This is a genomic window from Pseudomonas sp. GW821-FHT09E04 (assembly GCF_059416185.1).
Window position 1 is genome coordinate 79,876 of record NZ_JBWKOR010000009.1, and the last position, 25,302, is coordinate 105,177.

The window sequence follows — 25,302 nt, forward strand, 5'->3', positions numbered from 1 at the left end:
AAAAAGGGCGAACCTGTGAGGGTTCGCCCTTTTTGCGTTTGCCGTCAGCCCATTACAGCTTGGCTTGCAGCAGCGCCTCGAGTTTTTCCTGGTCGCGGGCAAACTGACGAATGCCTTCGGCCAGTTTCTCGGTGGCCATCGCGTCTTCGTTGGACAACCAGCGGAATTGCGATTCATTGAGGCTCAGGCGTGCTTCGCCTGCGTGACCTGGAGCCAGTTTGCGCTCCAGTTTGCCGGTGTCTGCCGCCAGTTTGTCGATCAGGTCCGGGCTGATGGTCAGGCGGTCGCAGCCCGCCAGTTGCTCGATCTGATTGAGGTTGCGGAAGCTTGCGCCCATGACCACGGTCTTGTAGTCATTGGCCTTGTAGTAGTTGTAGATGCGCGTGACGGACTGCACGCCCGGATCATCGGCGCCGGTGTAGTCGTTGCCGTTAGCCTTCTTGTACCAGTCGTAGATGCGGCCCACGAACGGCGAAATCAGGAACACGCCGGCATCGGCGCATGCAGCGGCCTGAGCGAAGGAGAACAGCAGGGTCAGGTTGGTCTGGATGCCTTCCTTCTCCAGCACTTCGGCGGCGCGGATGCCTTCCCAGGTCGAGGCGATCTTGATCAGCACGCGGTCACGGCCGATGCCGGCCTTGTCGTACAGCTCGATCAGACGGTGCGCACGCTTGAGCATCGCGTCCTTGTCGAACGACAGACGTGCATCCACTTCAGTGGAAATGCGGCCCGGAATCACTTTGAGGATTTCCTGACCCACCGCGACGCCAAAGCGGTCGCTGGCCAGGCCGACATCGCCCTTGCAGTCGCGAACAGCGGCGTTCAGCAGCTCGGCATAGGCCGGAATGGCCGCCGCCTTGAGGAGCAGGGAAGGGTTGGTGGTGGCGTCGACCGGTTTGACCCGGGCAATCGCTTCGAAGTCGCCGGTGTCGGCAACCACGGTGGTGAATTGTTTGAGTTGTTCCAGCTTGGAAGTCATGAGCGTGCTCTGTCCTATGGGTCTGACGACATTACCCGAGCGCTGACGGCCACTCAAGGGCATGTGGATGTATCGATTGCCCCGTGGGCAACAACCTGAAAACGGCTGTTTGAATGATCGGGGCGCGATGTCGATAAATACGATGCCAAAACCGGCCACAGGTTCAAGGCATCTGACCGTCAGTACTCTGTGGGCCAGCTGATTACATAGGATTGAGCTCGGCTTTAACCGTGACTTCCGCAGGTTTCGGCTGGCCGTCGGCGTTCAGCATGCCGAAGTTCCTTTCCCGGTCATTGCTGCCCGACGTGGTGTCTTTCCATTCGTAAATCGATGTCAGCGGGATGTTGAGCCTTTTCATATCGGTGACGAACGCGCCGATTTTGCTAGCCTGTCCCGCATTCCCGCCATTGGAGGCGAGTGACGACACGCCCCATTCACTGATGACGCCCGGCAGATGGAATTTCTGCTGGATGAACGTCTGTGCGTTGCTGATCTGCGTCGTGGTCATGCCGTACGGGTGATAGGAAATCGCACTCAAGCATTTGGGGTAGGCACTGACGATGCTGTTCAGTGCCGCCGTTGATGCAGAGCTGTCACTCGGTGGCCGGGCGAAGCCGAAGCCGATCAGGGGTGTCGACGGTGGATTTCCCTGCAGCGTTTTACACACAGCGGTCATGAAGGGCGCGAACGTAGTGCTGAAATTGCCGGTTGGCCAGTAGGTGTCCAGATCCGGCTCATTCCATATCTCGATGGCGACCAGTTGCGGGCCGTACGCTTTCTCCAGGGTCGTCACCGCGCGGGCGAACGTCTCACCGGCCGAGGTGAAATCGCGGTTGTTGCCGGGTGCAGAGGTCAGCGCCTGGGTCGAACGTACGGTCAGCAGCACCGGCAGGCCGGCTGCCCGGGCGGTCGCAAAGGCATCGTTGACCTGTTTTTGATAGCCGGGGTCACCCAGGCTGTCCGTCCAGACACCAAAACGCACGAAACCCAGGCCGGCCGCTTTGATCTTTGCAGCGTCGGTGGGGGAAAAGGTCTGGATCTTGACCTGCACACCAATGGTCTTGTTGGCGGGCAGTTCAGGGAACAATTCAGTGGCGTGAACCTGGCTGGTGACACCGAGCACCGACAGGGTCAGGGCGGCAAGCCGTTTGAGGTGTGTTGATTTCATTTCTGTGTTCCTTGTTAGAAATGACACTGGCCATTGGTTATCACATCGCACGTTTTTAGAGCGTCGCAACGGTACAAAGTGCATCGATGTTATTTTTTGTCGGAAAACTTCGGTCGGGAAAATACCCTGAAAATCACAGTTATTTTTAGTCCGGTAATTCTGGTTGGGTGACTTTTAGACCCCGTGGTACTTAATGCACCGGTACTAACAGGCGAATCTATTTCCGAATGCAGGAAAGTCCGGTGGGTTCATTTCAATCCACACGGCATGTTGGCCGATTGACATTACACGGGAATGTAAACCTTGTTCAGAAAGATCCTTGTCGTCTGCGTGGGCAATATTTGCCGAAGTCCGACAGCTGAGCTGTTGCTGCGTAACGCGCTGGCGCCCTCGACGATCACGGTCACCTCCGCAGGCCTGTCTGCACGGGTTGGCGAGTCCATGGAGAGAACGGCCCGCCAGGTGCTGGAAGACCGTGGACAGAGCGCCGAAGGGTTCAAGGCGCGGCAACTGACAGCAGACATCGTCAATGAATCAGACCTGATTCTGGTCATGGAAAAAGAACATGTAAAACAAGTACTGAAGATTGCCTCTCACGCCAGAGGCAAAGTGTTTCTTCTCGGCAAGTGGCAGAACGAGCGAGAAATACAGGATCCGTATCGTCAAGGGCAGGCCGCTTTTATTCATGCCCATGCATTGATTGAAGATGCTGTTGGCTCATGGGCACAACGCCTCGGGCATTGATGAATATTCTTCAGAACAGTGAATGGTAAGAAAGACTTATGCAGTTACCGTCAGTAGTCGGCACCCGTGACAACGATCAAGACAGTATTGATCTTCTCGGCATATTTGGCAGTTTGATCGATCAGAAATGGTTGATCGGCGCCTTCACCGGCGCGTTCATGATGACCGGCGTTGCCTACGCGATTCTGGCCACGCCGGTATATCTGGCCAACGCGCTGGTACAGGTCGAACCGAAGAAGAACGACATGCTCGGTTTTTCCGATCTCAACAGCATGCTGGGCGGGCAATCGCCGTCCGTGACCGAGATCGGGATCATCAAATCCCGTGCAGTGATCGGCAAGACGGTCGACGATCTGCGCCTGGACATCGATGTCACCCCGAATACTTTTCCGGTGATCGGCGGCTTTCTCTCCCGTCGTTATCGCGGTGAAACCGAATTCAGCGTCGCACCGCCGCGTTTCGGCCTGAACAGCTACGCCTGGGGCGGTGAGCGCCTGGAGTTTTCCCGGCTCGATCTGCCCAAGGAGCTGCTGGGCAAGAAACTCAGCCTGATCGCCGGCGAGCAGCATCGCTTCCAGCTATTCGATGACAACGACAACCTGCTGGCAGAAGGCGTTGCCGGCGAAGCCTTCGCGCAGGACGGCGTAGAAGGGCAGATCACGCAGCTGTTGGCCAACCCCGGTACCCGTTTCGAAGTGGTGCGCTACCCACGAATCGTGACCATCCAGGGTTATCAGGACGCGCTGGATATTTCCGAGCAGGGCAAGGAGTCGGGAATCATCCGTCTGGCCCTGGCCAGCAGCGACGCCGCTGAAGCGGTGAAGATCCTCAACAAGATCGCGTCGCTGTACGTCGATCAGAACGTACGACGCACCTCGGCCGAAGCGGCGCAGAGCCTGGCCTTCCTGCAAAGTCAGTTGCCGCAGGTCAAACGCGATCTGGCCAAGGCCAGCGATGCGCTCAACGCCTACCAGACTCGCGGCAAGACCGTGAATATCTCCCTGGAAACCCAATCGGTGCTCGGTCAGTCCGTTGCACTCGAAACGCGGATTTCCGAGCTGAAACTGCAGCAGGCGGAGATGGATCGCAAGTTCACCAAACAGCACCCGGCCTATCGTGCGTTGATGACCCAGATTGGTGAGTTGACCCAGCAACAGCGGTCGCTGGAAGGCAAGGTCCAGGACCTGCCAGCCACGCAACAGGAACTGCTCAACCTGACCCGCGATGTCGAAGTCGCTTCGCAGATCTACACCCAGTTGCTGAACAAATCCCAGGAGCTGGACATTATCCGAGCCGGCGCCGTGGGTAACGTGCGTCTGGTGGATACGGCAGACGTCGACCTGACCAGCCCGGTCAAACCGAAGAAAGCCCTGATCGTGTTGATCGCGACCTTCCTCGGCGCTTTCGTCGGCGTGGCCCTGGTGCTGTTGCGCAAGTCGCTGAGCAAGGGCCTGGAAGGGCCGGAAGCCATCGAACAGCTCGGTCTGCCGGTCTACGCGTCGATTCCCTACAGCGCCCTGCAACAGGAAGAGGACACCAAGAAAGTCCGCGCCAAGGTCACGGTGGATACGCCGGCGTATCTGCTGGCGCTGCGCAATCCGACGGACCTGTCCATTGAGTCGATCCGCAGCCTGCGCACCTGCCTGCATTTCGCGGCGCTGGATTCGACCAACAACCGCATCATGATTTCCGGCCCGAGCCCGCAGGTCGGCAAGACCTTCGTGTCGTCCAACCTCGCGGCGGTCATGGCGCAGAGCGGGCAGCGCGTGGTGCTGATCGATGCCGACATGCGCAAGGGGCATCTGCACAAATCGCTGAACACACCGATCACCAACGGCTTGTCGGACCTGCTGGTCAAGCGCTGCACCCTCGAACAGGCGATCAACAAGGTCGAAGTCGACAATCTGCACTTCATCAGCCGTGGCCAGGTGCCGCCCAATCCATCCGAGCTGTTGATGCACGCCAATTTCCGCGAACTGCTGGCGCAACTCAGCGAGCGTTATGACGTGGTGATCATCGACACACCGCCGCTGCTGGCGGTGACGGATGCGGCGATTGTCGGTCGCGAAGCGGGCATCAGTCTGATCGTCGCGCGCTTCGGGGTGAACCCGGCCAAAGAGATCGAACTGACGATTCGCCGCTTCGCCCAGAACGGCATCGAGTTGAAAGGCGCGGTGTTCAACGGCGTCGAGAAGCGTGCGGCCAGTTACTACGGCAACGGCAACTACGGCTATTACAACTACGAATACGCGTCCGACAAGTCCTGAAAATCAGCGATTGTCCTTACCGGCAAGAAAGTGGGTGGGTTGTGAAAAAAATACTGCACGTGGCTGAAACGATAAAAGGTGGCGTCGCGACGGTGATCCGCACGATTTCCGCGTCCCCGGAAGAGGATCGCGCCAACTACGAGCTGGTGTATCTGGTGCCGCAGGATCAGGAAAAGGAGCTGCACGGCATCGCGCCACAGCAGATCCGTACTTTCGATCGAACCGGGCGCAATGTGCCTTCGCTGCTGCGTTTTGCCTGGCGCCTGATGCAAGTGATGCTCAAGGAAAAGCCCGATGTCGTGCACCTGCACAGCACGTTTTCCGGGGTGATCGGCCGTTGCGTGTGCGTGCTTTTGCGGCCGTGGCGCAAACCGAAAATCGTCTATTGCCCGCATGCCTTTTCGTTCCTGATGGAAAGCTCGCCGATCAAGCAGAAAGTCTATGCGTGGATCGAGCGGGTGCTGCAGAAGGTCACGGACACGATCATCTGCGTCAGTCAGTACGAGATGGACAAAGCCGCAGCGTTCGGCATCGAGCGCAAGCGCATGCGACTGATCTACAACGGCATCCACCCAAAGGATGACGAGCGCAAAGCCGAGGATCCGCAGCCGATTCATCTGCTCTTCGTCGGTCGGCTCGACTATCAGAAAGGTTTCGACGTGCTGCTCAAGGCCTATGCCAAGGCCGGGCGCAACGATCTGAAACTGACGGTGGTCGGCAGTGCGGTCAACGAGGCAACAGTCGAGTGCCCACCAATGGACGGCGTTCAATACCTGCCGTGGGTCACGCCGGCCGAAGTCAACGCGCTGTATCAGCAGGCCGATGCGCTGATCGTCCCGAGTCGTTGGGAAGGCTTTGCCATGGTGCCGCTGGAAGGCATGGCGCTGGGCCTGCCGGTGATCGCCAGCGACTGCACCTCGCTGCCGGAACTGGTCACTCACGGGGTATCCGGCTACGTGTTCCCCACCGGTGACCACCACGCGTTGGCCGATCGCCTGAAGCTGATCCAGAAACCCGCGTTGTCGGTCCTTGGTCTCGAAGGTCGACGCATCGTCCGCGAGCGCTTCAGCGCCGCGTTGATGATCCGCCAGACCTACGACGTGTATTCCGCTCCCTCTTATTAAGTAGAAATCCGCTCATGAACGTAACGATTTTGCATGGCTACAGTGCCTCCAATTCCGGCGATGGTCTGCTGGTCGATCTGGCCATCGCGCTGGTGCAGCGCAACTTTGGCGAGGACACCGCGATCAGTGTCGTGGCCTCCGATCCGGACTCTTTCAAATACCTGCCGCACCCGCGTTTCGACGCGCCGGTCATGGCAGCCAAGGGCCTGGGTCGGGTCAAACAGGCAGTCTTCCTCAATCAGTCCTACGCCGGGCTCGCGGATCTGTTGAAGAAAACCGATCTGATCGTCGGCGTCGGTGGCGGCTACATGCGTTCCAAAAGCGCCTTCGAACACATCAAGCTGAAACTGGGCCACGCCAAGCAACTGGAAACGGCGATCCTCAGCAAAGTGCCGTCGGTGTACCTGCCGCAAAGCATTGGGCCGTTCCATGGCGAGAGCGACAAGATCGTCGGGCACTACGCCAGTGCCGACGCAGTGTTCGTGCGCGATAACCGCTCCTCGGCGTTGTTCGATGCCTGCGAAAATGTCTACCGCGCACCGGACCTGGCGGTGCAGGCCCTGGCCGGCAAAATCCTTCAGCAACCCAAGTTCACCCGCTGCGCCTCGACGCCAGCCACGGTGTGCGTGGTGCTGCGCAAACCGCCAGCGTGGAGCAAGGAAAAGAAGCTCGCCTACGTGGCCAATCTGAAAGTGTTGCTGCAGCGTTTGAAGAACAAAAGCAAAGTGGTCTGCGCGGTGCAGAGCGCTGTGCGGGGCAACGACGACGGTGCGTTCTATCGCGAACTGGGTATTACCGAAGACCTGCTGCCATTGAAGGCGACGCTGGCCAAATACCAACCGGACCTGGTGATTTCCGTGCGTCTGCACGGGGCGATCGAATCGCTGCTGTCCGGGGTGCCGGCGTACCACATCAGCTATGAGCGCAAAGGCTTCGGCGCCTATCAGGACATGGGCGTCGAGGACTGGGTGATCAACGGCGGCGACATCAATGTCGACACCATCATCGACACGGTTTTTGCGCCGAACGCGCTGTCGAACTTCGGCAAACGCCTGACCGACACCTGCCGTGAAATCGAGGCGAAAACCGTGGCCATGGACGACATCATCAAGGGCGTCATTCGATGATATTCCGCTTGTTGCTGCGCGGCGGAGCACTGGGCGCGAAGTTCTTGCTGGTGCTCGCCATCACTCATTACCTCGGTTACGAGGCGCTGGGTTTCTACGGGGTGGTGGTCGCGGCGTCGTTGATCGCGTCGAAGTTCTACAGCGTCGGTTTCAGCTCCGAGATCAATCGGCTGATCAGCGTCGGCGGCAGCTCGAAGCGGGTCGTCGACAAGGTTCTGCTGCTGTACCTGGCCGTGGGGTTGCTGTTGTCGGTGGTGACAGTGCTGATTTATTCACTGTTCCAGCAAGTTGAGGCGACGACGGCATTGATCGCCTGTGTGACGCTGGTGCTGCTGACCGAGCACCTGTCGTTCGAGATCAACTCGTTCGTGTTTTCCGCGCAGAAAGCCACGGCGGGCGCGTTGCTGTTCTTCATCAAGACTGGTCTTTGGGCGCTGCTGGCCGTGGGCGGGATGATGCTCGGCTGGGTGTCCGGGATCGCCAGCGTGTTGTGGCTGTGGGTCATCGCCAACGTGCTGGTGATCGTCGCCGGTTACCTGATTGTGGTGAACGTTCATCGCGGGCGCGAAGAGGGGACGCTGGCGACAGCGACCGTTTGGAAAGCCGGGTTGCCGTTTTACCTGGGCACCGGTCTGATCGCGTTGAGTCAGTATGCCGAGCGCTTTCTGATCATCGACCTCGAACCCTACGCCAGCCTCGGTAAATACGTGTACGCGTGGTCAGCGGCCAATACCTTGCAGGCGCTGTCCTACGCGGTGGTGGCGGTGGTTGGCATTCCGGTGCTCGCCAAGCGTTATCAGGCGGATCAACAACCGTTCACGGTCACCCAGTTGTTCGTGAACAAGTGGGTGATGCGTTCGCTGGTGGTGTCGGCCGGGGTGGCGGTGTTGATTTACCTGTTCTTCAACATCGTGCTCGATTACGTCGCAACGGCGGTGCCGCGTCCGGACAACGGGATCCTCGGCGTACTGATCTTTTCCTTCGCCCTGCGCGCCATTGGCGACATCGTCTGGGGTGGCTTGATCGCGTCGAAAAACAGCCGGGTATCCCTCGCCAGTTCGGCCATTTGCCTGCTGATTTCGGTGCCTGTCAGCTACCTGCTGATCAAGCACTATTCGATCTACGGCGCGGCCTGGGGCAACGTCTTCGGGATCATCGTGCAGCTCGGCGTGATTGCGCTGCTGACCCGTGCCACGCGCGCGAAAAAGGCTGTCGTGTCATGGGCCTGAAACTGCCGTGCATCGAGTTTCGCGGCAGGAAACTCGACTCGTCGCTGTCGTTCCTGATCCTGTTCACCGGCCTGTTTCTGTCGGTGGCCATGCCGTTGCTGATCCCCCGCGATCCGGGCCCGGATGCGATGACTTTGTGGTCGTCCTATGCCCGGGCCGACAACTGCAATTTCTGGAACCCGTTCTCGCCGGATCGCTCGTCCTACGAGTGTTCGGCGTTCCTGTTGCGGCCAACCGGGATCAACCTGACCAATGCCTGGGCCTACGGGATGTTCTGCAATTTCTTCCTCACGGCGATTCCCGTGGTGGTGTTCCGGCGCATGCCGCTGGCGATCTTCGGCACGCTATGCCTGTGGGGCATCGTCCGCTCGTTTTTCCTGGAAAACCTGACCAAGGAAATCATCGTGTCGGTGGCGGTGCTGAGCATTCTGTTCAGCTCGCTGACGCGCAAATACCGCGGCGGATTTTTCCTGTCGGCGGTGATCTACGGCGTGCTGATCCGGCCCTACTGGATTCTGTTTTCGCTGTCCTGGGTGGGCGTCTGCATGATGAAGAAGTACGTGTCGCGCATGACCTTCTTCCTGATGCTGTTCCTGTTCTATCTGGCGGTGGCCATGGCGATTCAGTTGGCGCTGGGCTTTCCGGTGTCGTCGATTCGTGCCAGCAACAACGAACTGCGCACGGCGGGCGAGGAGGGTTCCAAGTCGCTGATCGTTTCGTGGCTCAGCGGTAGCGACTTCGTTTCGCAGGCCCTGGATTCGATGATCATCTTCTTCCGGTTGTCGTTCCCCGTGGAGCTGATCCTGCTGTCCGGGCCGGGTCAGGTGATCTTCGTGGCGTTGATGATCATGACCGCGCTGCTGCTGTTCAAAGTCATCACCTCGACCGATTACAAAGGCGCGCCGATCCAGACCAAACCCAAGGAACTGATCGCGATTCCCTTGGCGTTTCTGTTGGTTCAAGGTCTGTTCGAACCGGACTTCGGCTCGTTCGCCCGGCACTTTTCGATGGTGGTGCCGGTGCTGTTCGTGGGCCTGGGGTTGATGTTGCGGGCGAACAAACCGGTGCAGGTCGAGTCAAGAATTCTGAATTGAGGCGGGTGTTTTATGTCGAGCAAGAAAAAGTCGCTGGAGATCGAAACCCTGCGCGGCCTCGCGTGCCTGTTGCTGGTGCTCTATCACGTGATCGGCCCGTTGGGCGGCGGTTTGAAGATCGACATCGGCTCGCCGTTCCGGGTGATCGCCGATTCGATGGTGTACGTGCGTATGCCGCTGTTCACCTTTATCTCGGGTTACATCTATTCCATCTACAAGATTCGCGGCAATGACTTTTCGGCGTTCTTCAGCGGCAAGGTGCGGCGGCTGATCGTGCCGCTGTTTTGCGTGGGTGTGCCGTTTTCCGTGCTGCAGGCGGTGGGGCCGGGCGTGAACAAGGACGTCGGCGTGATCGATGCGTTGTTGTCGTTCTTTGTGCCGATCAACCACTTCTGGTTCTTGCAGGCGGTGTTCATCATCTTCATGTTTGTCGGCCTGCTGGAATGGCGTGGCTTGCTGCGTTCGGCGACGCGTTTGTACCTGCTGTTCGCATTCTCCGCCGCCGTGTTTCTGCTGCCGCCGTTCAAGTTCGATGCGTTCGGCATCAATGGTGCGACTTATCTGTTGCCGTTCTTTGTGGCCGGGATGATTGGCCAGGAGAACGTCAGCGCGCTGAAGCAGCGATTCAAAGTGCTCGGCCCGTTGGTGTTCGTGCTGATTTCCCTGACGCTGTTGTACATCGCGGCGCTGGATCGCGAGCTGATCATCGATCGTCGCAGCCTGATCGGCCTGACGGTGGGTTGCGTGTCTTGCTTTGCGTTGCTGTCGAGTGACATGCGCTCGAAGGCGCTGACCTGGCTCGGTGGTTACTCTTACGCGATTTTCCTGTTTCATGTGCTGTTCGCCGCGACATCGCGTTCGGTGCTCGGACGCCTGGGCATCAAGGACGAAAGCGTTCTGGTGTTCTGCGGCGTGGCTTGCGGCTTGCTCGGGCCGGTGTTGCTGTCGACGATCTTCAGTCGGTTCAACTTCACTTCGGTGCTGTTTCTGGGCGAGCGTGCGGCGGCGAAAAAACCGGCGGGGAACGTCTCCCCGGCGCAAGTCTCGGCTAAAGGAAGTGTTTGATGGTTGCAGTGGGTGATGCCGCGCCGGTCGCGGCATCGGTGGTCGAAGTCGGCGACGCTCGCCAGCGGTTTGCCCAGTGGCGCGAAGGCAAGGCCGGGAAGGTTCTGTCGGTCTCGGTGATCGGCGACAGCTACAGCGCCGGGCAGGATTTCTATCTGAACAAACTGGTGCAGCGGCTGGTCGGGGAGGTCGGTTTTGCCGGCCCCGGTTATGTCGGTTTCAACCATGGCGCGGCGCTGGGCGGCAGCCATTTCAAGTACACCCGCAGCAGCGAGAAATACTTCGGTGGCGACTGGCAGGTGTCGAGCCTCGGCCAGGCCAGCCCCGACAGCCGCACCGTAACCGGAAGGCCCGGTGCATGGCTGCAAGTCGATGCTCATCCGAGCGAAACGATAAACACCGCCGTCACCCAGGCAAAACTGCTCTATCTCGGCAACGGCGAACCCAATGAAATCCGCTATCGCTGGGCGCCCTCGCAATCCTGGCAGCCGTTGAAACTGACCGGTGCCGGTGTTCAGGAAGTCCCGTTGTCAGGTACATCCGCCGCGACGGACTGGGCGTTCAGGCTGGAAGTGGTGAAGGGCGCGCCAACGCTGTTCGGTCTGTGGATGAGCAACGATCAGGCCGGTTTGCGGGTGTCGAAACTGGCGGCGTCGGGTGCGGCCTCTGCCGACTTTTATCATGGCGACGGTCAGTGGCAGGCGCAGTGGAAAGTGGTGGTCTCGAAGATCCCCGCAGACATCTACTTGATCATGCTCGGTGGCAACGATCAGGGTTTCGGGGTGAAACCCGAGCAGTACCTGAAAAACGTTCAAGGGCTGGTCGGGATGATCCACGAGATTCAGCCGTCAGCGAGCGTCAACCTGATCATGCGTCAGGACACCACGCGTTCCAGTGCCTATCCGATGTCGGCGTATGCGCAGGTGCTGGAGCCCTGGGCTCGTGAGCAGCATCTGGGTTACGCCAATCTGCAATGCGCGTTCGGTACGGATGTCAAACGTTACGCGGCGGCGATGATCGGCCCGGACAAGATACATCCGGTGCCGGCCACGGGAGGGAAGGTGATTGCCGATTACTTCTATCGGATGATCGTCGGCGGCAACCACGGGGCTTCCTGCGGCGCCGCCTCGGAATAAGGGTTCAGCCCTTGTCGAAGTTGTCCACGTGACCCAGAAGCTCTGCGGTCTTTTGTGGCATCAACTGCGTCACGCAACGGGTTTCCACAGTGATGATGATCGCCGGGTCGTTGCAGCAGATGCGCACCCGGAATCGCCAGTCGCTGAGAATCACTTTCAGGCCGTCGCGGTCATCGACCTCCAGCGCCTGTTCACCGTAGATCCGTTTCAGATGGGCGAGCAGGGGATAGGGATCGCGCAGCGGCCGGCGAATGTCCCCGGATGAAGGAAACATGCCGATCCGCTCCACCAGCAGGATGGTCCCGAGCCAGGATTCGTTGGCGCTGGGCAACGGCTGATGACGAGACAACCAGCTCATCACCCCGAGGTTGTCCACCTCCCGTTCAATGTCTGTCGAATGTTGTGCGATGTTCATGGTTGCCTCGTCGGATGTGCGCGGGGGCGGTTTAACGGCCCTTGAGGTAGACGTTCTCGTAGCAGAAGTTGGTCGCCTGCAGGTAACCCTCGGCGTCGCCGCAGTCAAAGCGCAGGCCCTTGAATTTGTAGGCCAGCACGCAACCGTTCTGCGCCTGTTTCATCAGGGCGTCGGTGATCTGGATTTCGCCGCCCTTGCCCGGCTCGGTGTCGGCGATCAGGTCGAAGATGTCGGGCGTCAGGATGTAGCGGCCGATGATCGCCAGGTTCGAGGGGGCGTCCTGTGGCGCGGGTTTTTCCACCATGTGATTGACCCGGTAGATACCGTCGGAAATCGCCTCGCCGGCGATCACGCCGTACTTGTGAGTCTGGTCGCGCGGGACTTCCTGGATGGCCACGATCGAGCAGCGGAATTTCTTGTAGAGCTGGATCATCTGCGTGAGCACGCCGTCACCTTCGAGGTTCAGGCACAGGTCGTCGGCCAGGACCACGGCGAAGGGTTCGTCACCGATCAGCGGGCGGCCGCTGAGAATCGCGTGACCCAGGCCTTTCATTTCCACCTGACGTGTGTAGGAGAAGGTGCAGGTGTCGATCAACTCGCGAGTGCCGGCCAGAAACTTCTCTTTCTCGGTGCCGCGAATCTGGTGTTCGAGTTCGTAGCTGATGTCGAAGTGGTCTTCCAGCGCGCGCTTGCCCCGTCCGGTGACGATTGCCATGTGCTGCAGGCCGGCGTCCCGTGCTTCTTCAACGGCGTATTCGATCAATGGCTTGTTGACGATCGGCAGCATCTCTTTGGGCATGGCTTTGGTGGCCGGCAAGAAACGCGTGCCATAGCCGGCAGCGGGGAACAAACATTTACGAATCATAGAAGTTTCCTGGACATTCATGGCATACAGCCATCGGTTACATTGCAATAAAGAAAAGTTGCAAGTTGATGAAGCTGTACTTTAATACCTGAGTCAGGTTGTAAGTGGCAATGTTAGCTTAGTGTAAAGCGGGGTAATGTTATTAGATGTCGGCTTGATAAATAACAGTTATTTTTAGTCGGTATCTGTCGATAGTGGTGAAAGTGCGAGAGTGCTAATAAGTACCGGGCAATACAGTTTGGCCTTTAAGAATATTTTTGGCCAGCGATGGAACTGTTTTTGTTTTGGATTGTTGTCGCCTTGTTTGTGTGAAGCAAGACACACATTAAACAAATGGGGCTTGACACGCTAGTTGGCACTTTCCCCACTATGGACCGCGCTATGAAGATTCTGGTAACGGGTGGCGCCGGGTATATCGGCTCGCACACCACACTTGCATTGCTTGAAGCAGGTTATGAAGTTGTTGTTCTGGATAATCTTTGCAACAGCAGCGATGCGGCACTGCATGCAGTGGAAGGCATTTGCGGCAAAAGTGCAGTGATGGTCCGCGGCGATGTGTGCGACCGGGCGTTGCTGGACCGGATATTCCAGCAGCATTCGATCGACGCCGTCCTGCATTTCGCCGGCCTCAAGGCGGTCGGCGAGAGCGTGCGCAAGCCGCTCGAGTATTACGAAACCAACGTCAGCGGCAGCATCACGCTGTGCCAGGCGATGGCAGCGGCGGGGGTTTTCCGGCTGGTGTTCAGCTCCTCGGCGACGGTGTACGGCGAGCCTGAGCAGATGCCGATCCGCGAGGATTTCCCTACGGGCATCCCGACCAATCCCTACGGCCGATCCAAGCTGATTGTCGAAAATGTGCTGCGCGACCTGAGCCTGGCCGAGCCGCGCTGGAGTATCGCGCTGCTGCGTTACTTCAACCCGATCGGCGCCCACGACAGCGGCCACATGGGTGAAGACCCGAGCGGCATCCCCAATAACCTGCTGCCTTACATCAGTCAGGTCGCGGTCGGCAGCCTGCAGGAGCTGTCGATCTTCGGCGACGACTACCCCACGGCAGACGGTACCGGCGTGCGCGATTACATCCATGTCGTCGATCTGGCGGACGGTCACCTGAAGGCCTTGCAGGCCATCGACGGGCGCACCGGCATTCATACCTGGAACCTCGGCACCGGCGATGGTTACAGCGTGATGCAAGTGCTGCGAGCCTTCGAACAGGCGTGCGGGAAGCCGGTGCCATTTCGGGTGATGCCACGGCGTTCGGGCGATATTGCCGAGAGTTGGGCCGACGCTTCCAAAGCGGAAAAAGAACTGGGCTGGAAAGCCACGCGTAACTTGCAGGACATGGTTACCGACACTTGGCGCTGGCAGTCGAATCATCCCAAGGGTTACCTGGAATGATGGCCTTTTAGTTCAATGTTATTTTCGGTCAGGTTGTTAGATATCGTCGGGAAATTACGCTGGCAATGCCTTTTGCAAGTCCGTAGATATAACCTGCCGTTCGACTTTATCAGTTGAGTCTGACTGTGAAAGAACAGCGGATCTTGTTCGCGCTTTTTGCGACTTGAACTCTACCACCTCTAACGAAACACCCGATGTAACGGTGCAATGTTAGAAAGGAGTTGATATGAAAAAAGTGATGGCGATTGCCTTGTTGACGATGTTGAGCAACTGGGCATCCGCAGCTGAAGCGCCGCTTACTGCGGTGACCAATGTATCGGGCAGTGTCGCGGCTTCTACAGCGCCTGCTGCCAGTACTGCAATGGTCGCCAGTGCCGTAGCGGCGTCCAACAGTGGTGGAAGTGCCAACGGCGGTACAACGGGTACCACCGGTACCACGGGTACAACCGGCACGCACAACTAACTGAAGTAACTGTTGGTGCAGTACAAGGTCGCCCGACGTAAGTCGGGTGACTTTGTTTTGGATTCGCCCTTGAATAGCGTAGTGCCATTATGACTCGTAGTTTTTCTCTTTTAATGCTGGCAAGTCTCGCTCTGCAAGGTTGCATGTTTTCCCCCGGTCAACACTTGAGCACCTTTGGCATCACCCGCCAGGGCGCCAGTGAAAGCAGCCGGGTCGAGTTGATTCCGATCACGCCCAAGCTGATCTCCATGAACCGGGCCACGCAGAAGCGTGAGTCGGTGCCTACGGAATTGCTGGCGACGCCTGCCGAATACCGCATCGGCAACAACGACGTGCTGTACATCACGGTCTGGGATCATCCCGAGCTGACCGCGCCGTCGGGCGCGCAGCAGCAGATCGACGCCAACGGTCGCCTGGTGCGCTCCGACGGTACGTTGTATTACCCGTACATCAAGGAAGTCCAGGCCGCCGGCCGGACCATCCAGCAACTGCGCGACGACATCGAACAACGGCTGTCGGCCTTCATCGCCGAGCCGCAAGTGGATGTTGCCGTGCTGCGCTTCGCCAGTCAGAAGGTCGTGGTCACCGGCGCCGTCGCCAAGGCCGGCCCGCAAGCGATTTCCACCAACCCGCTGAGTGTGGTCGAAGCCCTCGGTTCGGCGGGCATCGACACCAACAATGCCGACTTGTCCGGGCTGTTGCTGACGCGCAACGGACGGGTCTATCCGCTGAATCTGGATAACCTCAACCAGCAGGATTCCGAGTTGCAGAACGTCTACCTTCAGGGTGGCGACAAACTGTATCTGCCGTACAACGACAACAAGCGCATCTACGTGATGGGTGAGGTCAACCAGCCGCGCGCCCTGAGCTTCAAGACTGCCACGATGAACCTGTCCGACGTGCTCGGCTCGGTCGGTGGCCTGAGCCAGACCACCGCCAACGGCAACGCCGTGTACGTCATTCGCGGCGTGGAAAACCTCGATGTCGAGCCGGCAAAAATTTATCAACTGGAAGCCGAATCTCCCACCGCCATGGTCCTAGCCACGCACTTCGAAGTGCGCCCGCAGGACGTCGTTTATGTAGGGCCTGCCAACGTGACTCGCTGGAACCGTCTGATCAGCCAGTTGGTGCCATCGGCATCGATTGTCGGAACGGGTGCTTCCGCTGCGAAGAACTGGAGCGAATTCACCAACAACAGCAAATAAGGCCCGACTGTGAAAACGTTGAAAGTTGGCGTCTGCCTGATGGCGGCCTTGTTGCTGTGTGGCTGCAACCCGTTGATGGTCGCGTCGGTGACCAACCTCAAGTCGGCGGTAGTCGGCCCGGATGATATCGACGTGACGCCGGCCCAGGTGGCTGAGGTCAACTACCCGCAACTCAAACTGACCACGCCGTCCGGCTCCGGGGTATTGGCGCTGGTGCGTGAGCGTGAGGACCTGCAGTTCTGGGTCGCCTCCGGCAAACAGGTTCTGCTGCTGCGCGACGGTCTCGCCGTGCGCACCATCGGTCTCGGTGCGGAAGGCGATCTGGACGGCACGCGGCTGTCCGATGCGTCGCCGTTCAAGCGCGGTCTGCACAACGTTGCCGATGGCGACACCAGTCAGCGCTGGATCGATCTCTACAAGGGCCAGGAAGTCGGGCTGATCGTCAACAGCCGCTTCACCCGCAAATCCATGGAAACCCTGAAGATTCTCAACAAGGAATACGCCGTGCTGCGTGTCGATGAGCGTATCGACGTCCCGGCCATCGGCCTGCGGGCGACCAACCGTTACTGGGTCGATCCGGTTGACGGTTTCATTGTGCAGAGTGAGCAGCAACTGACCTCGCAACTGCGAGTGAAGATCGTGCAGCTGACCCCTGATCGCAGGCGCGTGCCATGAAGCGCTTGAGGGTTTTGTCGGCGGGTTTGATGTTGCTCGCCGGCGCAAGCCAGGCAGCGGTGACCGTCAGCGGCGACGTTGCCAACCCGGGGTCGGTCGAGTTGCCGGCAGGTGGGCGATTGACTGATGTGATCAGCGTCGCCGTACCGAATGCCGAAGGTTATTGGCTGGCGGGGGAGTTGCTGCGTCAGTCCCTGCTGGAGCAGCAGACCCGGCTCAAGGTCGGCGTGCTGTTCGACCTGGACGTGTTGCAACGCATGGCCGATTTGTTCGATCGACCGAGCCGCAAAGCCCTGGCGGTGCGCATGGCCGAGGACGTGCGGCAGATGCCGGTCACCGGGCGCCAGATCGCGGATCTGGACCCGGTGGCGCTGGAAGTCGGGTTCGCCCGCAACATCCGTCTGGACGATGGTGATCGCCTGATCTACCCGCAGCGGGTCGATGAAGTGCAAGTGCTCGGCGCCGTTGCCGGGACCTGCCGACTGCCTTATCAACCGTTGCTCGAGGCGCGCGAATACCTCAGCAGCTGCGTACTGCTGGAGGACGACGCCGACGCCGATTACCTGTGGCTGATCCAGCCCAACGGCGTTTCGCGGCGCGTCGGCATTGCCCATTGGAATCGTGAGAGCGGGCAGTTTCCCGTAGCCGGCAGCAAGATTCTGGTGCCCTTGAAAAACGATGATCTTGACCCGCCTATCCCTGAACTGAATCAGCAGTTGGCCGAATTTATTGCCACGCAGTTGGCTGAGGTGGTTCGTTGAATTTGCGTTTTGCAGCTGTGTTGTTATTGCCGTGCGGCCTGGCCCATGCCGAGCCGCGCATTACCCAGGGCGATTTTGGTGGCACCGGTCTGTTGCAGACGCCCACCGCGCGCATGGCCCCGGCCGGCGAGTTGAGCGTCAACGCCAACCGCACCGAGCCTTACAGCCGCTACAGCGTTTCGTTGCAGCCGCTGGACTGGCTCGAAGGCTCGTTTCGCTACACCGCCATCACCAACCGCCCTTACGGCCCGGAGTCGATGAGCGGCAACCAGAGCTATAAGGACAAGGCGGTCGACGTCAAAGTCCGGCTCTGGGAAGAAACCCATTGGGCGCCCGACATCGCGTTGGGCTTCCGAGACGTCGGCGGTACGGGTTTGTTCGCCAGTGAATTCCTGGTGGCCAACAAGCGCTTCGACAACCTGGATTTCAGCGCCGGCATTGCCTGGGGTTACATCGGCAATCGCGGAGATGTCGACAACCCGTTGGGCTATCTCGACGATCGCTTCAAGACCCGGCCGGCGATGGAAGGCACCGGTGACGTCAATGCCGGCTCGTATTTTCGCGGCCAGCCATCGTTCTTCGGCGGTGTGAGTTACCAGACGCCATGGGATCGCCTGAGCCTGAAACTCGAATACGAAGGCAACGACTACAAGCACGAACCGAAGGACAACGTGATCAAGCAGGACTCGCCGATCAACCTCGGCGCGGTGTTCAAGGTGACCGACTCCCTCGACGTGAGCGCGGCGTGGGAACGCGGTAATACGGCCATGTTCGGCGTCACGTTCCACACCAATTTCGTCAGCCGCAAAGCCCCGGCGAAGACCTTCGATCCGCCGCCGGAACCGTTGCCGGCCAAGGCACCGACCACGGCGCCGGACCAGGTCGACTGGGCCAACGTCTCGCAACGCTTGCAGCAGAACGCGGGCTATCAGGTCGAGCGCATAACCCAGCGAGACTCCGAGTTGATCGTGTACGGCGAGCAGCAGCGTTATTTCCATTCGGCGAAAGCGGTGGGGCGTGCGAGCCGGATTCTGGACAACAGCGTCAACGACGACATCAACTGGTTCACCGTGGTCAACAAGCGCTACGACCTGCCGCTGGAAGAAACCAGTGTGCCGCGCCAGACCTTCCGCGAAGTGATCAACAACGAGGAGCCGCTGCAAACGTTGCACCGCACCACCGAGGTCAACCCGGCGATGCCGCACAACGAGAAGACGCTCTACACCCAGGCGCCGCAGCACTTCAGTTATGGCGCCGGTCTGGGCTTCAAGCAGAACGTCGGCGGCCCGGATGGTTTGCTCTATCAATTCAGTGCCGACCTCGACGCCGAGTTCCGCTTCAACCGCAACACCTGGTGGAGCGGCATGCTCAGCCAGAACCTGGCGAACAACTTCGACAAGTTCAAATACGACGCACCCAGCGGTCTGCCGCGTGTGCGCACCGACTTGCGCCAGTACCTGACCACTTCAGAAACCACCATGCCGTTATTTCAGGTCAGCCACGCCGAGCAGTTGGACAAAGACTTGTACGGCATGGTCTACGGCGGTTATCTGGAATCGATGTTCGCGGGTGTCGGCGGCGAGGTGCTGTTCCGTCCGACCGGGGAGCGCTGGGCGATCGGTGCGGACCTGAACTACGTGCGTCAGCGCGAATTCGACCAGGGTTTCGACCTGCGTGATTATTCGGTGCTGACCGGCCACATCACCGGCTACACCGACTTGCCTTACGAAACGCTCGCGGCGGTCAGCGTCGGGCGTTATCTGGCGGGCGACTTTGGCGGCACGCTGGATATCTCGCGAGAGTTTTCCAACGGTGTGCGCTTCGGTGCGTGGGCGACCATCACCACCGCCGGCAGTACGGAATACGGCGAAGGTAGTTTCGACAAGGGCATTTACCTGTCCATTCCGTTCGACGAGATGATGAGCATGTCGACCATGCGCCGGGCCAATCTGGTCTGGGCGCCGCTGACTCGTGACGGTGGTGCGAGGCTTAATCGCAGCTTCCAGCTGCACTCGATGACCGATAGCCGCGAAGACGACATGTTCTATCGCAACTTCGGGAAGATTACCGAGTAAGTCCGGGAGACCGGGAAGCCAAAATGGGAGCCCTTCGGCTCCCGTTTTTGTTTGTGGTGGATGCCTTTGTTGATCCTTCCACCGTTGCCACAGGTTATTGGGTAATGCCTGATCTTCAGCATTGCCCGGAACCTTGTGGGAGCGAGCCTGCTCGCGATTGGCGTCAGTCCGGTCGGCATCAATTCAACTGCCCCAGCGTGCTCGCAAGCTGCCCGCCAACCCCCAAGTCCCGCCCACAAAAAAGGGGACTTTCGTCCCCTTGCGGTGTTGCTTTCTGCAGCTCTGCGTCTCAGTAAATATCCTTCGACAACAGGGTAAACGGCGTCTTCACCAGGATCTTCACGTCCAGCCACAGCGACCAGTTGTTGATGTACTTGAGGTCGATCTCGACACGCTTCTCCATCTTGTCGAGGGTATCGGTCTCACCCCGGCAACCGCTGATCTGCGCCAGGCCAGTGATGCCCGGTTTGATTCGGTGGCGCGCCATGTAGGCGAGGATTTTCCCCGAGTAGTAGTTGTTGTGCGCCACGGCGTGCGGGCGAGGGCCAACCAGTGCCATGTGGCCTTGCAGCACGTTGAACAGTTGCGGCAGTTCGTCCAGCGAAGTGCGGCGGATGAAGCGTCCGACGGCGGTGATGCGCGAATCGTTGCGGCTGGCCTGTTTGACGTCGCGGTCATCGTGCACGCGCATCGAGCGGAACTTCCAGACCTGGATCACCTTGCCGTTCCAGCCATGGCGATCCTGCTTGAAGAACACCGGGCCGGGGGAGCTGAGCTTAACCGCCAGGGAGATGAGCAACAGCACCGGGCTCAACAGCACGATGGCCAGCAGCGCGACGCTTTTCTCCATCAGGCTCTTGCTCAGGGCGGCGGTGGGGCGGCTGGTCAGCGGGCTTTCGTTGAGGTAGATCGCCGGCAGGCCGTCCACGACTTTTACCGAGTGATTGAGCAGCGTCAGGCTGTTCAGATCCGGCACCCAGACCACGTCCACGTTGGCATCCAGCAGATCGACATACATCGCTTCGATCTTCGCCGCTTCGGACAGCGACAGCGTGATGTACAGGCGACGGATGTCGTGGCGTTTGATCAGTTCCAGCAGGTTTTCCTGATCGCCGACGACGCGTGGTGCATTTGCGTCCAGAGCGGGCAGGGTGCCGTTGCTGACCAGACCCACCAACGGCAGGTTTTCGTGTTCGCTGAGCTTCTTCGCCAGGCCCAGGGCCAGTTCGCCAGTGCCGACGATCAGGGTCTTGTGCTCGCTTTTGCGCGAGCGCTGGTAGTACTTGGAGAACGCATGCAGCGGTGCATACAGCAACGCTTGTCCGAGGAAGCCGTACACCGCCCAGTCAAGGATCACCTGGCGCGAAAACAGCTCATCGGCCTTGCAGATGAACGCGATGAATGTCAGCCCGGCCATGGTCATCGACCAGCCCATGAACAGCCGTCCCAGACCGGTCAGGTAGTTGTCTCGCTTTCGGTAAGCGCCGCTGAAGGTATAAGCCGGAACTGAGGCCAACACCGCCAGCATGGTGCACATCCGGTAATAGAACTCGACCGTTCCCGTGTGCTGCTCAGCCAATATAAATAACAGTGAAACAATAAAGCACTGTGCCAGTGCCCATTGGCCCCAGAAGGTAAGTCCCTTGAGGCCCGTGTTTCGGTTGATGCGTAGAGTGAGATCCATATGCGATATCCCCAAAAGACTTCCATTCAGGTTTCGACAGTTGAAATCCGAGTTGTTAAGCAGACTTGTTTTTGTTTTAGGTGCCCATGTTCTGAGGTAACAACATCGGTATGCCGAACTGTCGTCAATCAATAGACTAAGTTATTGGGGAAGAAGCTGTCTGACGAGTTCTAACAAGATGGCAATGTGCCAATCATTTTAATTGAAGAATATCAAACGTTAGAAAAGGTCGAAGGGCGGAGGGTTAATAATCCCTGTTGTGTTTGCTATCGTAGGAAGGGTGAGGAGGGAGGCATTACTGACAAAGGAGGGTTAAACCAAGCAAAGTGCTTTTTTATTTTTGTAATTGCACTTGCTTCTGTTCATTGATGGGAAGGCTGTGCTTAGGCAACAACTTCCTGGATCAGGCAATAACCGCGATTGCGGACAGCGCGAAACAGTCGCTCACCGTTACTGGCACTTTTGAATTTGTCTTGAAGACGGCTCAGGCACATCTCCAGACCGCGATATTGTTCCGGTTCCCGACCGATGCTGAGAATCAGATCGTCGCGACTGACAACGCGTTCTTCATGGTGCAGCATTTTCCTGACGAGTGCGGTTTCGAGGCCGGTGAGACTGATCTCGATATCCTCCCGGACAAGTACGCCTTGATCATTGTCGAGGTGCCAGGCTTCTGTGACCGGCCGGGAAGTGTCGTTGACGTCCGACGTTATGGCCTGGGTGTTCTGGAATGAATGAGTAGATTGTGCAGCCAGCCATTCGGACTCGAGGGTGGCCAATATTCGCTGGGTATCATGTTCAATACTGCGAGCGACGCTTTTCCTTGTGCCGCGTGGGTAAGTGAACTCCATCAGCGTGGGAGTGGAAGAGGGCGAAGCAACACCTTCAACAAACATCTGTGCCTGAGACGTACCAAACGAATTGAAACGCTCACTGGAGAGAATGCTCTCGAGTTCGCGCTGCGACGCGGAATTGTTCGTCACGACAACAAAATATTTTCTTGGGAGGGTTGTACTGGTTTCCATGTCTCTCTCCTGAAATAACGCACCAAATATGGCTAAAAGGTATTCGGCAGACGAGTAATAACGCGCTCGGAAAAAATCGACAGGCAGGGTCTGGGCCCAATTATGGCCGCGATAAGTTCCACTTGGTCTGCTTTTAGAGTAATGATTTATTGTTATGTTTAAGTGTTGCAGCGCTCATTCAATTGACAGCTTTTTATTGGATAGATATTGCGGATAAAGCGGTGAGACGTTGGATTTTCATAGCGTTGCATCAGACGTTCCCTCGTATGCTGCAAATGATGATTTCCTGACTCAGGCGGTCGAGATCAACCCCCTCATCAGGCGGTAGCCATACCCGCGAATGCTCTGTATGGCGTTCGTACCGTACACGTCCTTGATTTTCCCACGCAAGCGGCTGATGGATTTTTCCAGTGCCCGGGGATCGTAGAAATTGCTGTTGAGCCCCATGATGCTGGCGATTTCATCATGGCTGAGTATGTGATTACTGGTCTGCGCAAACGCTTCCAGAATCTTCATTTCGGCAAAGGAAATGTCCAGTTTCTTGCTGGTGTCCGACAGGCAAATACGGGTCGGGTCCAGCACCAGGTCTATATCCCTGAGCCATTCTTCACTGCTGAAGAACTCACCGAACAACTCGGCGCCTTCGTCGGCAAGCGTATTGAGCTTGATACAGAAGTCCGCCCCCGCAAGATGGTATTTGATCTTGCTGTAGGCGCCTCGCCCTGTAATGACCGCGCAAATGATCGGCTTCAAGTTGTCGGCACGCAGGTTTTCCACCCGCGCCAGATTGTCTTCGAGTGCCTGGGGAGTGTCGATGATGATGAAGATGGCTCGATATGAGCCGTGATATTCATTTTGCTGATATGAACTAGTGAAGGAGTTGGCCTCTAGAGCCAGATCGGTCTGCACATGCTGCGCGATCAACGCTCTAAAATGTTCAGCCACAGCACGGGTACGGGCCAGAGTGAGAACGCCTGGCTCGTTGTTTGTCCGGTGTGGGCTGCTAGTCGCCAAGTTCCCTGTAAGCATGATGCGTTGACTCGAAAAAGTGCTGACATCGGGATGTTAAAGCACCGGTTCTCATCTGTGACTGACAATTGGTAACATTTACGCGGTTTTTAGACGTGGCTCCCGAGTTTTCTAACAATAATTAAGCATTTCAAGCTTTTAGTTGATTTTCTCGGGGCTGTGAACTAACGAAACGAAGGCCGTTAGATGGTGGCGATGTGCAATGGTGCCACTATTTTGTAATTATGGCGACCTGTTTTATGTCCTATGGCCACTATTGGTCGTGGCTTGAAACTGGAGAATGTGAGGTGGGTCACATTTTAGGGTGTGAGGGCTTTTTTTGCTACTAAGAGAACAAGTTCACAGACGGACGATTATTAACATGGCTTGAGTGTGTCTTTTGATAAGACATATTCTCCGTCACCGAGTCGGGCAATGGGTCTGGATCTACCAATTGTTTAACTTCAGATACCCAATGCCTGAATACAGTTGATCGGGCGCTCTTTACGAGCGTTCTGACGGAGGATTAATGGATTTACTGACCTTGTTCAAGGTGTTGATTTTAGGTGCGGTAGAAGGTCTCACCGAGTTCTTGCCCATCTCCAGTACGGGCCACCAGATTATCGTTGCCGACTTGCTCGATTTTGGTGGCGAACGCGCCATGGCGTTCAACATCATTATTCAACTGGGTGCCATTCTTGCCGTGGTCTGGGAGTTTCGCCCGAAGATCTTCGAAATCGTCAAAGGCCTGCCGACCCAGCGCAATGCGCAACGATTCACGCTTAATTTGATGATCGCATTCTTCCCGGCGGTCGTACTGGGCGTGTTATTCGCCGATGCCATTCATCATTACTTGTTTAATCCGATCACCGTCGCTGTCGCACTGGTGGTGGGCGGTATCGTGATGTTGTGGGCCGAACGTCGGGATCATGTGGTGAGCGTCGAGCACGTCGACGACATGGCCTGGTCCGACGCGTTGAAGATCGGTTTCGTACAGTGCCTGGCGATGATTCCGGGTACTTCGCGCTCCGGCTCGACCATCATTGGCGGCCTGCTGTTTGGCCTGTCGCGCAAGGCGGCCACCGAGTTTTCGTTCTTCCTGGCGATGCCGACCATGGTCGGTGCTGCGGTGTACTCAGGCTACAAGTACCGGGAACTGTTCCAGGCGGGCGACTTGCCTGTGTTCGCCCTGGGCTTCGTCACCGCGTTCGTGTTCGCGATGATCGCCGTACGCGGCTTGCTCAAGTTCATTGCGAACCACAGTTACGCCGCGTTTGCCTGGTACCGGATCGCCTTCGGCTTGCTGATCCTGGCGACGTGGGTGTTTGGCTGGGTGAACTGGACGGAAGCGGCGGCCTGATCACTGACTGCTGATCAGCGCCGCGACGGCGAGGTCGCTCAACTCCGTATCAGGCGATTCCTGACGAAAGCGCTGCAAGGCTGACGTGAAATACGCAGCCTTCAGCATGCCGTCGCTGGCGAGGTAGAGTCGCGCGTCTTCCAGCTCCTCGGCGGAGTAAACGCGTTTATGGCTTTCGGTGGTTTCTTGCGAGGCCGTAAAGGGCGTGAGCAGCAAAGAGACAAGCGTGAAACCAGACAGCTTGGTCACCTCCCATGGCGTATCGGTGTTACCCAGACACAGCCCGTCGCAGTGGGCCTGAACATTGGAAGTGATGCAAAACAAGGCAAGGAGGGTGCAGCGCTTGAAGCCAGGGAAATTCAACGTGGGCATAAACAAAAGACATCCTGTCAGTACATCAAAAGAATTACAGCAGCGGGCAACGGTCATTCGTTG

23 protein-coding genes are annotated in these 25,302 nt (G+C 58.0%); 15 read left to right on the forward strand and 8 right to left on the reverse strand.

Features of this window, described 5'->3' with window-relative positions; genetic code table 11:
• Positions 1-52: 52 nt before the first annotated feature.
• Both tal and AC07N4_RS27310 read right to left on the reverse strand, forming a co-directional pair.
• Positions 53-979, reverse strand: coding sequence for a transaldolase (tal, locus tag AC07N4_RS27305; RefSeq protein WP_096822069.1), 927 nt, complete (start codon positions 977-979; stop codon positions 53-55).
• Between the two features lie 202 nt (positions 980-1,181).
• Positions 1,182-2,147 (reverse strand): glycosyl hydrolase family 5, encoded by a 966-nt coding sequence (locus tag AC07N4_RS27310; protein WP_493066509.1) that lies wholly within the window; start codon positions 2,145-2,147, stop codon positions 1,182-1,184.
• Between the two features lie 303 nt (positions 2,148-2,450).
• Here AC07N4_RS27310 and AC07N4_RS27315 point away from each other — a divergent pair, with 303 nt between their 5' ends.
• From AC07N4_RS27315 to AC07N4_RS27350, 8 genes are read left to right on the forward strand one after another with little or no spacing between them, the layout of a single operon-like run.
• Entirely contained in the window at positions 2,451-2,891 is a 441-nt protein-coding gene (locus tag AC07N4_RS27315) for a low molecular weight protein-tyrosine-phosphatase (RefSeq protein ID WP_096822067.1), read from the forward strand.
• A gap of 38 nt (positions 2,892-2,929) precedes the next feature.
• On the forward strand, positions 2,930-5,158 hold the full coding sequence (locus tag AC07N4_RS27320) for a polysaccharide biosynthesis tyrosine autokinase (RefSeq protein WP_493066510.1): 2,229 nt from the start codon (positions 2,930-2,932) through the stop codon (positions 5,156-5,158).
• 41 nt (positions 5,159-5,199) lie between these two features.
• Positions 5,200-6,282, forward strand: coding sequence for a glycosyltransferase (locus tag AC07N4_RS27325; protein WP_493066511.1), 1,083 nt, complete (start codon positions 5,200-5,202; stop codon positions 6,280-6,282).
• Between the two features lie 14 nt (positions 6,283-6,296).
• Positions 6,297-7,409 carry a polysaccharide pyruvyl transferase family protein gene (locus tag AC07N4_RS27330; protein ID WP_096822064.1) on the forward strand — a complete coding sequence of 371 codons (1,113 nt, stop codon included), beginning with the start codon at positions 6,297-6,299 and terminating at the stop codon, positions 7,407-7,409.
• Complete coding sequence (locus AC07N4_RS27335) at positions 7,406-8,638, forward strand: MATE family efflux transporter (protein WP_493066512.1); 1,233 nt, start codon at positions 7,406-7,408, stop codon at positions 8,636-8,638. Before AC07N4_RS27330 ends, AC07N4_RS27335 begins: the two co-directional genes overlap by 4 nt.
• Positions 8,629-9,732: a hypothetical protein gene (locus AC07N4_RS27340; RefSeq protein ID WP_096822062.1), complete on the forward strand. Its 1,104-nt coding sequence runs from the start codon at positions 8,629-8,631 to the stop codon at positions 9,730-9,732. Before AC07N4_RS27335 ends, AC07N4_RS27340 begins: the two co-directional genes overlap by 10 nt.
• Positions 9,733-9,744: 12 nt before the next feature.
• Entirely contained in the window at positions 9,745-10,797 is a 1,053-nt protein-coding gene (locus AC07N4_RS27345; protein WP_493066513.1) for an acyltransferase family protein, read from the forward strand.
• On the forward strand, positions 10,797-11,933 hold the full coding sequence (locus tag AC07N4_RS27350) for an SGNH/GDSL hydrolase family protein (RefSeq protein ID WP_493066514.1): 1,137 nt from the start codon (positions 10,797-10,799) through the stop codon (positions 11,931-11,933). Before AC07N4_RS27345 ends, AC07N4_RS27350 begins: the two co-directional genes overlap by 1 nt.
• A 4-nt stretch (positions 11,934-11,937) precedes the next feature.
• Here AC07N4_RS27350 and AC07N4_RS27355 read toward each other — a convergent pair whose 3' ends face one another.
• Entirely contained in the window at positions 11,938-12,348 is a 411-nt protein-coding gene (locus tag AC07N4_RS27355; protein ID WP_493066515.1) for a mannose-1-phosphate guanylyltransferase, read from the reverse strand.
• Between the two features lie 31 nt (positions 12,349-12,379).
• Positions 12,380-13,213, reverse strand: a complete 834-nt coding sequence (gene galU / locus AC07N4_RS27360; protein WP_085733509.1) for a UTP--glucose-1-phosphate uridylyltransferase GalU — start codon at positions 13,211-13,213, stop codon at positions 12,380-12,382.
• A gap of 381 nt (positions 13,214-13,594) precedes the next feature.
• Here galU and galE point away from each other — a divergent pair, with 381 nt between their 5' ends.
• From galE to AC07N4_RS27390, 6 genes are all read left to right on the forward strand, one after another.
• Positions 13,595-14,611 (forward strand): UDP-glucose 4-epimerase GalE, encoded by a 1,017-nt coding sequence (galE, locus tag AC07N4_RS27365; protein ID WP_493066516.1) that lies wholly within the window; start codon positions 13,595-13,597, stop codon positions 14,609-14,611.
• Positions 14,612-14,837: 226 nt separating this feature from the next.
• A complete protein-coding gene (locus AC07N4_RS27370) occupies positions 14,838-15,074 on the forward strand; it encodes a hypothetical protein (protein WP_003226528.1) in 237 nt (78 codons plus the stop codon).
• An 89-nt stretch (positions 15,075-15,163) separates the two neighbouring features.
• Complete coding sequence (locus AC07N4_RS27375) at positions 15,164-16,279, forward strand: polysaccharide export protein (RefSeq protein ID WP_141401799.1); 1,116 nt, start codon at positions 15,164-15,166, stop codon at positions 16,277-16,279.
• Positions 16,280-16,288: 9 nt separating this feature from the next.
• Positions 16,289-16,954, forward strand: a complete 666-nt coding sequence (locus AC07N4_RS27380; RefSeq protein ID WP_493066517.1) for a YjbF family lipoprotein — start codon at positions 16,289-16,291, stop codon at positions 16,952-16,954.
• Positions 16,951-17,715 (forward strand): capsule biosynthesis GfcC family protein, encoded by a 765-nt coding sequence (locus AC07N4_RS27385; protein WP_493066518.1) that lies wholly within the window; start codon positions 16,951-16,953, stop codon positions 17,713-17,715. Before AC07N4_RS27380 ends, AC07N4_RS27385 begins: the two co-directional genes overlap by 4 nt.
• A complete protein-coding gene (locus tag AC07N4_RS27390) occupies positions 17,712-19,790 on the forward strand; it encodes a YjbH domain-containing protein (protein WP_493066519.1) in 2,079 nt (692 codons plus the stop codon). Before AC07N4_RS27385 ends, AC07N4_RS27390 begins: the two co-directional genes overlap by 4 nt.
• Positions 19,791-20,079: 289 nt before the next feature.
• Here AC07N4_RS27390 and AC07N4_RS27395 read toward each other — a convergent pair whose 3' ends face one another.
• From AC07N4_RS27395 to AC07N4_RS27405, 3 genes are all read right to left on the reverse strand, one after another.
• Positions 20,080-21,474, reverse strand: a complete 1,395-nt coding sequence (locus AC07N4_RS27395) for an undecaprenyl-phosphate glucose phosphotransferase (RefSeq protein ID WP_102621823.1) — start codon at positions 21,472-21,474, stop codon at positions 20,080-20,082.
• 383 nt (positions 21,475-21,857) lie between these two features.
• Positions 21,858-22,499 (reverse strand): winged helix-turn-helix domain-containing protein, encoded by a 642-nt coding sequence (locus AC07N4_RS27400; RefSeq protein WP_102621822.1) that lies wholly within the window; start codon positions 22,497-22,499, stop codon positions 21,858-21,860.
• A 291-nt stretch (positions 22,500-22,790) separates the two neighbouring features.
• A complete protein-coding gene (locus AC07N4_RS27405; protein ID WP_102621821.1) occupies positions 22,791-23,531 on the reverse strand; it encodes a winged helix-turn-helix domain-containing protein in 741 nt (246 codons plus the stop codon).
• A gap of 505 nt (positions 23,532-24,036) precedes the next feature.
• Here AC07N4_RS27405 and AC07N4_RS27410 point away from each other — a divergent pair.
• Complete coding sequence (locus AC07N4_RS27410) at positions 24,037-24,867, forward strand: undecaprenyl-diphosphate phosphatase (protein WP_102621820.1); 831 nt, start codon at positions 24,037-24,039, stop codon at positions 24,865-24,867.
• Here AC07N4_RS27410 and AC07N4_RS27415 read toward each other — a convergent pair whose 3' ends face one another.
• Positions 24,868-25,239 (reverse strand): DUF2388 domain-containing protein, encoded by a 372-nt coding sequence (locus AC07N4_RS27415; protein WP_096822050.1) that lies wholly within the window; start codon positions 25,237-25,239, stop codon positions 24,868-24,870. It abuts the gene before it with no gap.
• Positions 25,240-25,302: the final 63 nt, after the last annotated feature.

Excerpts from the sequence above, each read along its gene's own strand:
- AC07N4_RS27415 (WP_096822050.1), bottom strand. The coding sequence starts at position 25,239 with ATGCCCACGTTGAATTTCCCTGGCTTCAAGCGCTGCACCCTCCTTGCC.
- galU (WP_085733509.1), bottom strand. The coding sequence starts at position 13,213 with ATGATTCGTAAATGTTTGTTCCCCGCTGCCGGCTATGGCACGCGTTTC.
- galE (WP_493066516.1), top strand. The coding sequence starts at position 13,595 with ATGAAGATTCTGGTAACGGGTGGCGCCGGGTATATCGGCTCGCACACC.
- AC07N4_RS27345 (WP_493066513.1), top strand. The coding sequence starts at position 9,745 with ATGTCGAGCAAGAAAAAGTCGCTGGAGATCGAAACCCTGCGCGGCCTC.
- AC07N4_RS27355 (WP_493066515.1), bottom strand. The coding sequence starts at position 12,348 with ATGAACATCGCACAACATTCGACAGACATTGAACGGGAGGTGGACAAC.
- AC07N4_RS27320 (WP_493066510.1), top strand. The coding sequence starts at position 2,930 with ATGCAGTTACCGTCAGTAGTCGGCACCCGTGACAACGATCAAGACAGT.
- AC07N4_RS27375 (WP_141401799.1), top strand. The coding sequence starts at position 15,164 with ATGACTCGTAGTTTTTCTCTTTTAATGCTGGCAAGTCTCGCTCTGCAA.
- AC07N4_RS27310 (WP_493066509.1), bottom strand. The coding sequence starts at position 2,147 with ATGAAATCAACACACCTCAAACGGCTTGCCGCCCTGACCCTGTCGGTG.
- AC07N4_RS27400 (WP_102621822.1), bottom strand. The coding sequence starts at position 22,499 with ATGGAAACCAGTACAACCCTCCCAAGAAAATATTTTGTTGTCGTGACG.
- AC07N4_RS27395 (WP_102621823.1), bottom strand. The coding sequence starts at position 21,474 with ATGGATCTCACTCTACGCATCAACCGAAACACGGGCCTCAAGGGACTT.
- AC07N4_RS27340 (WP_096822062.1), top strand. The coding sequence starts at position 8,629 with ATGGGCCTGAAACTGCCGTGCATCGAGTTTCGCGGCAGGAAACTCGAC.
- tal (WP_096822069.1), bottom strand. The coding sequence starts at position 979 with ATGACTTCCAAGCTGGAACAACTCAAACAATTCACCACCGTGGTTGCC.
- AC07N4_RS27385 (WP_493066518.1), top strand. The coding sequence starts at position 16,951 with ATGAAGCGCTTGAGGGTTTTGTCGGCGGGTTTGATGTTGCTCGCCGGC.
- AC07N4_RS27410 (WP_102621820.1), top strand. The coding sequence starts at position 24,037 with ATGGATTTACTGACCTTGTTCAAGGTGTTGATTTTAGGTGCGGTAGAA.
- AC07N4_RS27335 (WP_493066512.1), top strand. The coding sequence starts at position 7,406 with ATGATATTCCGCTTGTTGCTGCGCGGCGGAGCACTGGGCGCGAAGTTC.
- AC07N4_RS27330 (WP_096822064.1), top strand. The coding sequence starts at position 6,297 with ATGAACGTAACGATTTTGCATGGCTACAGTGCCTCCAATTCCGGCGAT.
- AC07N4_RS27370 (WP_003226528.1), top strand. The coding sequence starts at position 14,838 with ATGAAAAAAGTGATGGCGATTGCCTTGTTGACGATGTTGAGCAACTGG.
- AC07N4_RS27350 (WP_493066514.1), top strand. The coding sequence starts at position 10,797 with ATGGTTGCAGTGGGTGATGCCGCGCCGGTCGCGGCATCGGTGGTCGAA.